8 protein-coding genes are annotated in these 11,435 nt (G+C 60.1%); 1 reads left to right on the forward strand and 7 read right to left on the reverse strand.

Annotated elements, in window-relative coordinates:
• Nucleotides 1-866 precede the first annotated feature (866 nt).
• Entirely contained in the window at nucleotides 867-1,238 is a 372-nt protein-coding gene (locus tag AC1DVM_RS14095; protein ID WP_477255122.1) for a hypothetical protein, read from the forward strand.
• 38 nt (nucleotides 1,239-1,276) lie between these two features.
• Here the strand turns inward: AC1DVM_RS14095 and AC1DVM_RS14100 are convergent, their stop codons facing one another.
• From AC1DVM_RS14100 to AC1DVM_RS14130, 7 genes are all read right to left on the reverse strand, one after another.
• Nucleotides 1,277-2,734: a porin gene (locus tag AC1DVM_RS14100; protein ID WP_477255124.1), complete on the reverse strand. Its 1,458-nt coding sequence runs from the start codon at nucleotides 2,732-2,734 to the stop codon at nucleotides 1,277-1,279.
• Between the two features lie 161 nt (nucleotides 2,735-2,895).
• Complete coding sequence (locus AC1DVM_RS14105; protein ID WP_477255126.1) at nucleotides 2,896-4,464, reverse strand: aspartate:alanine exchanger family transporter; 1,569 nt, start codon at nucleotides 4,462-4,464, stop codon at nucleotides 2,896-2,898.
• A 9-nt stretch (nucleotides 4,465-4,473) separates the two neighbouring features.
• Nucleotides 4,474-5,295: a pyruvate formate-lyase-activating protein gene (gene pflA, locus AC1DVM_RS14110; RefSeq protein WP_477255128.1), complete on the reverse strand. Its 822-nt coding sequence runs from the start codon at nucleotides 5,293-5,295 to the stop codon at nucleotides 4,474-4,476.
• A 4-nt stretch (nucleotides 5,296-5,299) separates the two neighbouring features.
• Nucleotides 5,300-7,678: a formate C-acetyltransferase gene (gene pflB, locus AC1DVM_RS14115; protein WP_477255130.1), complete on the reverse strand. Its 2,379-nt coding sequence runs from the start codon at nucleotides 7,676-7,678 to the stop codon at nucleotides 5,300-5,302.
• A gap of 29 nt (nucleotides 7,679-7,707) precedes the next feature.
• Nucleotides 7,708-9,342: an L-serine ammonia-lyase gene (locus tag AC1DVM_RS14120; RefSeq protein WP_477255132.1), complete on the reverse strand. Its 1,635-nt coding sequence runs from the start codon at nucleotides 9,340-9,342 to the stop codon at nucleotides 7,708-7,710.
• Nucleotides 9,343-9,548: 206 nt separating this feature from the next.
• Entirely contained in the window at nucleotides 9,549-10,835 is a 1,287-nt protein-coding gene (locus AC1DVM_RS14125) for an MFS transporter (RefSeq protein ID WP_477255134.1), read from the reverse strand.
• Nucleotides 10,836-11,076: 241 nt separating this feature from the next.
• On the reverse strand, nucleotides 11,077-11,435 hold a 359-nt coding region (locus tag AC1DVM_RS14130), incomplete at its 5' end, for an N-acetyltransferase family protein (protein WP_477255136.1).

An 11,435-nucleotide genomic window follows, 5' to 3' on the forward strand; every position in this document is an offset into this window, starting at 1 on the left:
CAAACGATCAAGCCAATTTTCCGAATGGGACCACAATTTGTTCCGCTCGAAACAGCGCGCTCGTTCCGTGCTGTGTTCGCCGTCAGAGCAAGGAGGATGGCGATGAAGAGGCTTATCTTGGCTCTTGGCGCTCTGGCAGCGAGCGCTCTTCTGATACCCGACAATGCCGACGCCCAGCGGGGCGGCGGCAGGGGAGGTGGTGGTGCTCGTATCGGGGGTGGCGGGTTCGGCGGCGGTGGCTTTCGGGGTGCTGGGGGATTCGGCGGAGGCCAGAGGATGATGGTCCCCCGGGGGGGTGTGGGGGGAGCCCGCGTCGGGATCGGCGCCGGCGGCTTCCGAGGCGGGGCTGTTGCCTCGCGGCCGGGCGGTTTGCCGGGCCGTGGCGCTGGTATCAGGCCCGGTAACGACGGCTTTCGGCAGGTTGGAATAGGCAATCGTGGCGATTGGAGATACGGCGTGCGCCCGCCCGGCTATTATGGAGGCCGTTATCCATATTATGGCAGCCGATATCCCTCGTACGGCCGCTACTATGGCGGTTATCCGTATTATGGCGGTTATGGAGGCTGGGGATTGGGTGCGGGACTAGTCACCGGCAGCGTCATCGGGGCCGCGGCAGCGTCAACGTATCCAATCTATCAAACGCCGGTAACATCTGCCGTCGGAGGATATTGTGCAACCGAGGTCCGTACGTGCGCCCTGACCAGTTCCGCGCCCGTCGGGACCGGGTGCTCGTGCCGCGTCCAGGGAGGCCGAGCTCGCGGTACAGTGGTGGACCTATGAGCCTCGCGCTAGCACGAAGCGGATGGCAGAGGGTGCGGACCACATGATGATGTGGTTCCGATCGTCGCAATTTGAGGAACCGATACATGCATCGTCTCCTGATCGGCTTTGTGCTGGCCGTGTCAATCGCTTCAATCAGCAACACGACCTTTGCGCAGCAGAGCTTTGATGGGCGCTGGACTATCGAGGCCATTCCCGAGAAAGGCTCATGCAAGCGAGCGCATCAATATGCGGTCGTGATTGAGAACGGGACCATTCGCAATAGCTCGTCAAGGAGTATGAAGGCCAACATCGCGGGTGGCCTTGAGGCAGGCGGGCGCGTTCGGGGCAGCGTTCAACGCCACAGGACGAGGGTTGACGTGACAGGCAGCCTGTCGGAACGGTCCGGCACGGGGGCGTGGACAACGGCCGGAAGAGTGAATTGCTCAGGGCGGTGGAATGCCGAAAAACGAAGCTGACGTTTGACTCACCGGCTGTTGCACAGAAGGGGAGGAATTCAGAAGTCGCGCTGGATGCGCAAGCGGCCCTCCCAGATATCTTCGGAACCGGTCGGTTTGAACAGCCCTGTTGGATTGCCGGCGAAATTTGTGAGTGGAACCGCGACGCGTCCGCGAGGGTCGACTCTCGTGTAGAGAACCTCAACGCCGAGATTAAGGCCGGATACCGGAGTCCAGATTGAATTGGTGCCGACGCGATACTCGTTGAAGTCAACCAGTCCGGTGACCGTACCGGCGGTGCCTGCGGCTAAGGTCGCAGCACTGGCCGGCACGAGATAGCTGGCGATACCGGGGGCGTCGAAGCGCATCCAGGACCCGAAGATGTTCGTCTGAAAAGCCGGATTCCAGACGTGGTTTAGGCCACCAGCGACTCCGTAGGCTTTGTTGGTTTTGAATTCCCCCGTGAAGGGATCGACAAACGCATCCGCGAACGGTAGCGCGAGCGGACCGGCGCCAATCGCGCCATTATCGACGGGCCCGGCTTGGCCAGCATTGATGTAACCAACAGCACCATCCGTGTACGTTGCAGACATCCAGATCGCATCGTCTTCGCCCAGGGTCGGGACCGCGAGCTGCCCGCTCAGGGCCAGAGCGAAACCATAATCCGTGTCTGCGAAGGTTGGATTCGGCAAACCGGTGATGGGATTGATGACGGGTACGGGATTGCCATTCACGGTGGCAACTCCAGCTGCCATGTCGCGAATCTGGTGCAGCGCACCGGAAAGTTGGACGCTGCCCCACGCCCCTTTGTAACGCAGGTTCGCAACAACGTCAGGCATGCGCTCGCCGCCGTAGTCGAATGGCAGTGGCGCGAAGACAGGTGACGCCGCCCCCGTACCGAAGAGCGGGAACGCCAATGGATTGCTGACACGTCTTTCAATCGCGTCCTCAAGCGACAGGGTACCCGAAAAACCGTTACCGAACGAGTAAGTATAGGCGAGCAAAGTGACGTCCGCATTGGTCGGATCGTCGAAGCGCAGATCCCCGAAATTGGGTGCCGGGAGTGTCGAGTCAGAGAAAAAGGAAGTGACCCGTCCGGCGGTGAGACCACCGAACTGCACGTAGGCCTGGTTGATCTTCGCGTTCGTGCTGATCTGCCCCGGGCTGGCGAACGCGCCGGAATTGCGATCGATTTCGTAGCGAACGTACGCGCGCAGCAAGCCGTACGATGTGGCGGTGCGAGAATCCAGGTTGATTCTGCCGCGCGCCCGAAAGCCGGTGATGTCCTGAAAACGATTGACAGGTTCGGCGTAGAGATAGTCTGCACGAACGCGGCCCGAGATGCGCAGGCAGCTGTCGGTACCGGGAACGTAAAAGAAACCCTCGCCGTGCGTTGTGCAGACACGCACGTACTCGACGGGCGCTGACTTTGCGGCAGGAAGATCGGCGGCCTGTGCATTTGCCGCGGCGCAGAGCGCGGCAGCCGAACCAAGCAAAAAGCCTTGCAAATGCCTCATAGGATGATCTTTCCCAAATAAAATCACGCAGGCTGCCGTGACAGAATGTTCGGACGCCTAAGAACCGTCAAGCCATGAGAAAGATCATGGTGTCCACGATAGTGGGAATTTAGTTCAGTGTTGTTCGGAGGCACCACTTCAGCCTGAAAGTAAATGGAGGGTTAAGAGAGAAGAACCTGAACTGCAATAATCTTTACGACGGTCGTGCTCGGAAAGCAGATCGCATAACCGATATCGGTCCTATCGGTCGGTGCCAGCCGCCCCGCTGCCGCGACGATGGCTGGGTTGCCGGTGGATCCCGCGCAGACCCCAAGCAGGTCGTCGAACGGGATGCGAAGTAGGTATCCCCCGACAAGGACGATCAGCACCAGAGTGAAGAGCACTGCCGCTCCACCAAGGAGGATCTGGACGCCGTTGGAAGCAACGGTCTGCACGAACGGGCCTCCCGCGCCGAGTGCGACCGATCCGATAAAGATCGACAGACCTAAATTGCGCAGAACCAGGTTCGCGACGACGGGCATTCGCCATCCGATGGGACCCGTCCGCCCAAGCCAGCCCAGTAGGAGCGCCATTACGAGTGGACCGCCTGCGACACCGAGCATGAAGGTGCCGCCTCCGGGAAGAGGCACGGGGATCATGCCCAGAATAAGTCCAAGCGCGATTCCAACACCGATCGACACGAATGACAATTCGGCGTTGCCCTTGATGCTGTCGCCGAAATGCCGCTGTACTTCAGCCTTCCGTCCGGTTGGTACGGCGGCCACTAGAAGATCGCCGTATTCGATGGTGAGGTCCGATGTGGCGATCATCTCCATGTCGCCTCGGCGCACATGCGAGATCATTACAGGAAAGTCTGGCAGCGGGACTTCCCGCAGAGGCTTGCCCACGAAGGCTGACTTCGAGACGTAAACCCGGATGACATCATAGTTCGCACGATCGCGGCTCAGGCGGCCGGGGTCCTCGTGACCCATGGCTTCTTTCGCTTCTTCGATGCTTCGGGGATTGCCGACGAGCAAAAGCCCGTCGCCTTCCTGCAGAAGCGTCCCGGCAGCAGGCGGTGCGTTCATGTGGTTCTGGCGTACCGCGATAATCTTGACGTCATCCGGCAAAGCAGCGGAAAGCTCCGCAACTGTCTTGTTGCGGCATTTCGATTCCAGCGTCAGCTCGACAACCCGCACGTTCTGGGATGGTGGATCGAATTTGGGCTTGAGCCAAGCCGCCATCATGGTCATTAGAATGATCGGCCCCACAACGCCGAACGGGTAAGATACCGAGTAGCCTATCGCCGGGTCTTGGTTGCCCGCCGCGGCCAGTGCCGCTTGCAGGGTCGGGGTGCTGGTGCCGGAGCCCGCGAACAAACCGGCGGCGGTGGCGAGCGAGATGCCAAGCGGCTTTGCCACCAGCCATGCAACCCCGAGAGACGCGAGAACCGCGACGGTCGCGAGCGCGATGTACTTGATACCCGGACCGCGAAGGCTTGCAAAGAACTGCGGCCCGTATTGGATGCCTACTCCATAGACGAACATGACAAGGCCGATCGTTCCAACCATCCCGGGCGGTGCCGCCTTTGGCGCAATCGCGCCGAGGATCAGCCCGCTGAACAACACTGCGCCGGCGCCAAACGAAACGCCAGCAATCGAAATCTGTCCGATCCAGTACCCGGCCGCGATCGCAAGGAAGAGCGCCAGTAAGGGCGATGATTCAAGCAGAGTCTGAACGAGCTCCAACATCGGACCCTCTCATCTCGCGCGGCAGCCGGCATCGCGGAATTGTTGCAGGACCCGCGCCACGAGGTCTGGAGAGGGCGACGGAGTGTCGGAGAGCTCGTAATCGAGGCCCATGGTCTTCCACTTGAATGTTCCCATCTGATGAAACGGGAGAACCTCGACCCATTCGACATTTTTCATGGGCGCTACGAACTGGGCGATCCCCTCGACATTGGCAATGTCGTCGGTCAAGCCGGGGACCAGCACGAAGCGGACCCAGAGTGGCTTTTCCAAACTTGCCAGACGCTCGGCAAATTCAATCGTCGGGCGAATCTCTTGGCCCGTCGTGCGGCGATACGTGGCCGGATTCCAGGACTTGATATCAAGCAACACTAGGTCGACATTCCGGAGGTAATCGTCCTCCGCACGAGCCCCAAGAAAGCCCGACGTGTCCAGTGCGGTATGGAGGCCCATTCCTTTCGCGGCGGCGAAAAGCCGTTTGGTGAAATGCACCTGCACCAATGGCTCTCCGCCCGAAATCGTCAACCCGCCGTCCATGGAGCGCAAGGCTGCCGCATACGATGACAACGCACGCTCGGCCCGATCGAATGAAACGCGGGTCCCATCCTTGAGATGCCACGTGTCGGGATTGTGGCAGTAAAGACAGCGCAGCAGGCAGCCGCTCATAAACACCGTGACGCGCACACCCGGTCCGTCTACGGTGGATCCAGTTTCATAGGAATGAATCCAGCCGAAATCGCCCCTCGGATCTTTGAAACTCGCCGTCTCCGGCGCATCCGGCGATTGATCCAGACGCAAGTCGTACCGGCTTTTTGCCCAGGGCTCCTCGATCATACTGTCACGCCCCGCCGTGGAAAGTCCGACCGATCACATCCATCTGCTGTTCACGGGTGAGACGGACGAAGTTTACCGCATAGCCGGAAACGCGGATCGTCAGTTGCGGATACTTGTCCGGATGCTCCATCGCGTCGAGCAAGGTGTCGCGGTTGAGGATGTTCAGGTTCATGTGGAAGCCGCCCTGGCCACAATAGGTGTCCATCACCTTCACGGCCTGTTTGATTTTGTCACCCTCATCCAGGCGATTGAGGCTTGGCGTTACCGAGACGGTGTAGCTGATGCCGTCCTGTGCATCCGCATATGGGAGCTTTGCGACGGACAGGCACGAGGCGAGCCATCCATGACTGTCACGACCGTGCATCGGATTGGCGCCAGGTGCAAAGGGTTCGCCGGTCTTGCGTCCGTCCGGAGTATTACCCGTGTTTTTGCCGTAGACGACGTTGCTCGTGATGGTCAGGACCGATTGCGTATGAACCGCGTTCCGATAGGTCGGATGCTTGCGCAGCTTCTTCATGAAGGTGGAAACGAGGTCGGCCGCAATGCTGTCGACGCGATCGTCGTTATTGCCATATTGAGGGAAGTCGCCGGACGTTTCGAAACCGACGATCAGTCCGTCGTCGCGCCGAATCGGTCTGACACGCGCGTGTTTGATCGCGGAAAGGCTGTCGGCTACCACGGAGAGGCCGGCGATCCCGAAGGCCATGGTGCGCAGCACCTGCTGGTCGTGCAGCGCCATCTCGAGGCGCTCATAGTAATACTTGTCGTGCATGTAGTGGATGCAGTTCATGGCGTGGACATAGGTTCGCGCCAGCCACTCCATCATGGTGTCGAATTTCTCGGTGACATCATCGTAGTCGAGAATGTCGCCGGTCACGGGGGTTGCCGAGGGGCCTATCTGCTCGCCGCTCAATTCGTCACGCCCGCCATTAATGGCATAGAGCAGGCATTTGGCGAGATTCGCCCGCGCGCCAAAGAACTGCATCTGGTTCCCGATGCGCATGGCAGAAACGCAGCAGGCGATCCCATAGTCGTCGCCCCAATACGGGCGCATCAGATCATCGTTCTCATACTGAATGGACGACGTTTCGGCAGAAATCTTGATGCAGAAGCGCTTGAATGCATCCGGAAGCTGTTTCGACCACAGCACTGTGATGTTGGGTTCTGGGGCAGGACCGAGGTTCCTGAGCGTATTCAGCATGCGGAAGCTCGTTCGAGTGACCAGTGGCCGACCGTTGAGATCCATGCCGCCGATACATTCCGTCGCCCAATAGGGGTCGCCCGAGAAAAGCGCGTCGTAGTCCGGGGTGCGCAGAAAACGAACGATGCGGAGCTTCTGAACAAGCTGGTCGATAAGCTCCTGGGCGCCGGCTTCGTCGAGGACGCCCCTCTCTAGATCGCGCCCAATGTAAACGTCGAGGAAGGAGGAGATTCGCCCGATGGACATGGCTGCGCCATTCGCTTCCTTGATCGCGCCCAAATAGCCGAAATAGGTCCATTGGACCGCCTCCCGCGCGTCTCCCGCCGGACGCGTGATGTCAAAACCATAATTCTCCGCCATAGCCGCCAAATCGGCGAGTGCCCGCATCTGCTCTGCGAGTTCCTCACGTTCCCGTATGACATCATCCGTGGGCCATTTAGCGTCGAGTAAGGCACGTTCAACACGTTTCGCCGCAATGAGCCGATCCGTTCCGTACAACGCCACTCGGCGATAATCGCCGATAATTCGTCCTCGTCCATAGGAGTCGGGAAGGCCCGTTATGATGTGGCTGCGTCTGCAGGCCATAATTTCCGGCGTGTAGGCGTCGAAGACACCGTCATTGTGAGTTTTCCGGTATTTCGTGAATATCTCATGGACGATCGGATCTGGCTCGAACCCTGCCGCCTTCACCCCGCTCTCTGCCATGCGCAGACCACCGTAGGGCATGATGGCACGGCGGAACGGCGCATCGGTCTGGAGCCCAACGACGACCTCGTTGTCATGATCGATGTACCCGGGCTTGTGCGAAGTCAAAGACGATGGAGTTTTCACATCGACGTCCAAAACACCTTTGGAAATTTCCTCTTTGAAGTAGGGCTCCAGTTTGGCCCGGACGGCCTTTGTTCGTTCGCTGGGACCTGCCAAAAATGCCTCGTCACCATCATAGGGAACGACATTGTGTTGGATGAAATCGCGGACGTCGATTGCGTGCTGCCATCGACCAGGGACGAAATCAAACCTATCGCGGGCCGGGTTTTCGGTTCGCGCGATGGCAGCTGGCGCCCCATTCGCGGCTATGGTTTCGGGTTGCTTAGAAAGATGTCTCACGTCCTGAGTCGTAGCACCCGCTGGCATCACAACATCCTCCGACATCGGTGTCGTTTTCTGACTCGCAATCTTCATTGAGCATCGGAATGGGCCGACGCGTGAGATCAGCAGAGGACCAAGTTCTGAGCCAGCCCTGCCTCACTCGTTTCCTTGTATTTTGGGTTCATGTCCCGCGCGGTGTCGGCGAGTGTCTTGATCGTCGTGTCGAGATCCACCCGGTGCCTGCTCGCGATCTCGTTGGTGGCGATCATGGCCGCGGCCCAGGCCTTTACTGCACCGAAGGCGCAGCGCTCGATGCACGGCACCTGGACATACCCAGCAACCGGGTCGCACGTCATGCCCAAATGATGTTCGAGGGCCGACTCGGCTGCGTTCTCAATCACGTGCGGCGGACTGTTCAGGACTTGCGTGATCAGCGCGGCGGCCATCGCAGAAGCGACACCGATCTCGGCCTGGCATCCGCCTTCCGCCGCAGCAAGCGTCGCGTTGTGCTTGCACAGGTAGCCGACGGCGGCGCCGGCCAGGAGCCCCTGGCGGATCTTGTCCATCGGGACCGATCGGTTGCTCTGGGTCAATGCGTAGACGATGGCCGGCATCACTCCTGCGGACCCGCCGGTCGGCGCGGTGATTACAAGATGGCCGCGGGCATTCTCCTCGGAGGCGGCGAGGGCGAAGGCCGCGACGAGCCCGATCGCCCGGTCGCTCATATAGGTGTCGTCCATGGCCCGCTGATAGACCGTGGCGGCCTTAGAGTGCAGCTTGATGGGCCCAGGCAGAACATCATCCTTGTAGGAAAGCCCGGTCTTTACCGTCGCAATCATCGCATTGGCGATCTTGTCCAGGAATTCGTTGATCTGCGCCTCGCTCTTTCCGGATACGGCCAATTCGTTCGCCATCACCACATCGGCAACCGAGAGGTTGTTCTTCTCGGCGTGCTGCCGCAACTCCTTCATGGTCGCGTACGGATACTTCGGCTGGCCTTTCTTGGGCGGCTCGTAGCCCTTCCATTCGATGAAGCCTCCGCCGACGGAATAGTACTCCTGCTCATAGACGACCTTATCGCCCGCCATGAGCTTGCAGGTCATTGTGTTCGGGTGCGGGAAGTCGCCCTTCGGGGCGTCATAGATGACGTCGGCCAGGGACAGATTGAATGTCTTGCTTCCGACCTTCACCGGATAGGTCTGCTGAGGCTTGGCGATCATCTCGTCGAGGAACATCGGGTCCACGGTGGCGGGCTCCTTGCCCACGAGGCCGGCGAGTGATGCGCGCTCGGTGCCGTGACCCTTTCCTGTGGCGCTCAGGCTTCCGAAGAGATGAACCTTGAGGCCGGTGGCCTGCGCGAGTTGGTCCGCTGGCAGCTTAGCGCAGCGCTGATAGAAGTCGTATGTGATGCGCATCGGCCCGATCGTGTGCGAACTCGAGGGCCCAGGACCGACTTTGTAGAATTCATCCGCCACCGTCATGACCGGTCCCTTCGAGGCCTTGACGACGTCGAGATCGGGCGAGAGAGCCGAACTCATCTTGAGACCGGCTGGATCTCTGGCGGCCTGCTGTGCAACTGCCTCAGTTGCGGCTTGCTGCGCACGGGCAACGGGTGCCCAGGTGGTTCCGGTCATCGCGGCCGCTGCCCCGATCGCGGCGTGGCGCATCAGGAATGTCCGGCGGTCCATGCCCGACGGCGCATCAGGAATCTCTGGCAGAGGTTGGAACGGGCTGTCGTCTTCGGTGGGGCTTGTCATGAGCGCATCCTCTCGCAACCGGAGAGCCGGTTTGGCGTTTGGCCGACCCTGCCTCACCTCGAACGAGCAAGAAGGTGGGCTCCGTGAGGCCTGCCCTGGGCGTTATCCTAACGACGCCGGCGCTCGGCGCTTGATCAGTGAGGACAATAGTTTAACAGTTTGAGACATCACGCATGCAGCGGTGCAAGAGTTGGCTCGCTCCAGGCTCACAAAGCTCCGCTATCGCGCCGCAACGACACCCGATCGGCCTCCGGATCGATGAGGACCAATCCCGAAAGCCCGCCGACGATGACGAGTGCTCCCGCAAGAGCGAGGCCGGTGCGATAACCGGCCTCGGGATCGGGGGCCATGTCGACTACGATTCCCATGACCGCCGGCGCTAGCGGACCGGCCAATGTTACTATCGCTGTGTTAATGCCAAGGATTGCTCCCCGTTGTCCGACCGGCGTTATCTCGGCGAGCAGGCACGGGGCGAGAACCAGGATCACATTGCACAGGGAGAAGGCGAGCGCGGTGCAAACGACGACTGCGATTGATTCGTTCGATTGAGACAACAGGAGGGTTAGCACGCCGGCTGCGAGCGTGCTGGCGCAGGCGGTCCAACCATAGGCACGCCGACTCGAAACGCGCCGTTGTTGCAGCCCGTCCGACACGGCCGATATAGCGGGCAGAAGGATGATCTGACAGAGAGCCACCAGCAGCATCATCCAACCGGCCTGGCCTATCGTATAGCCGAAAGTCTGGCTCAAGATTGCTGGCAGCCAGACGACAGCCACCGCGAGCAACCAATAAGCCGAAAAGCCGACGATCTGAACGCCTATGACTGTGCGGCACCGAAGAAGCCGGCGGTACGACGAACGGGTCTCGGGCTCGCCGATGACTGCGCTATTGGACGCGAGGGGTCCCTCGCGGGCAAGCGCCAGCCATCCCAAGCACCAGACAATGCCGATTCCGCCGAGCAATCCGAACGCCACCTGCCATGACCACGCAGCGATGACAGCAACGATTGCCGGCGCCACGATCCCATTTCCAGCCAAGGCGCCGATGGCGATCAAGCACGTAGGCAAGGCTCGATGTTCTTGAGGGAACCACTTGTAGGTGGCGTGTGCCGCAACAGGGTACGCGGGACCCTCACCGAAGCCGAGGGCGACCCGGTTGGCAAGCAACGCTGCCATCGAGACCGTCAGTAGCATGGGCAACTGGCACAAGGACCAAATCAGCGCCAAGCCGGCTAAAACCCACTTAGTGGCGACGCGATTGACAAGAAACCCACCGATCACGGCCCCGATCGAGAAGAAGGTGAAGAAACTCGCCCCGATCAAACCGAATTGCGTGTGACTTAGATCCAGTTCTTCCATGATCGGAATTGCAGCAAGTCCAAGAACCGCTCGGTCCGCGAAGTTAATCAGCATAAAAAGGAACAACAGGGCTACTACGACCCAGGCGCGTGCCGGAGCAGCAACTTCATCCATGGAAACTGTGCGGGTGTGCATTTCGACGGCCTGACCCCAATGGCTTCCTGCGGTAAAGGTCTAGACTCACGTCAGGTAATGCCTGAAGTTGCCGACGGCTGTGGCTTTCGCCGGGCCAACCACAATGGTGGAGGCGATCCCAAGCCATCGCACGTGCGCATTGAAGCCAAGTCGAATGTCTCACAATATCAATGGATCCTCGACGGCGGTCAAGCGCCGCGGGGTGCACGAACTCGGATGAGCCAGAGGGCATTCGGTGCGCTCACGAGAGTTCAAGAATGACGTGGACGACGTCCGGCTGGCGTCGTGTGACGATCTTGAGCCCGCTTTTCTCGAACACCTTCAGCATCGCTCGATTTTCCGGCAGGACATGTGCGACCAACTCCTTGAGCCCGCTGGCATGGGCAATGACTGCGAGATGCCGCAGCAAGGCCGCGCCGATGCCGAGTCCTTGGTGGGCGTCGTCGACCGTGAAAGCCACTTCGGCTTGGCCGGGCTCGACTACAATGTATCGTGCGCCGCCGACGAGGACCGGCTGTCCGTGCACCTGCAATAACGCGGCCAGAGCGACGTGGCTCTCGAAATCAACGTCGACATAGAAGTTGATCTCCCGGTCTGAAA

The sequence above is a fragment of the Microvirga sp. P4_A5 genome (assembly GCF_056402495.1).

Coding starts and splice junctions, on each gene's coding strand:
- AC1DVM_RS14120 (WP_477255132.1), bottom strand. CDS start 9,342: ATGACAAGCCCCACCGAAGACGACAGCCCGTTCCAACCTCTGCCAGAG.
- pflA (WP_477255128.1), bottom strand. CDS start 5,295: ATGATCGAGGAGCCCTGGGCAAAAAGCCGGTACGACTTGCGTCTGGAT.
- AC1DVM_RS14100 (WP_477255124.1), bottom strand. CDS start 2,734: ATGAGGCATTTGCAAGGCTTTTTGCTTGGTTCGGCTGCCGCGCTCTGC.
- AC1DVM_RS14105 (WP_477255126.1), bottom strand. CDS start 4,464: ATGTTGGAGCTCGTTCAGACTCTGCTTGAATCATCGCCCTTACTGGCG.
- pflB (WP_477255130.1), bottom strand. CDS start 7,678: ATGAAGATTGCGAGTCAGAAAACGACACCGATGTCGGAGGATGTTGTG.
- AC1DVM_RS14125 (WP_477255134.1), bottom strand. CDS start 10,835: ATGCACACCCGCACAGTTTCCATGGATGAAGTTGCTGCTCCGGCACGC.
- AC1DVM_RS14095 (WP_477255122.1), top strand. CDS start 867: ATGCATCGTCTCCTGATCGGCTTTGTGCTGGCCGTGTCAATCGCTTCA.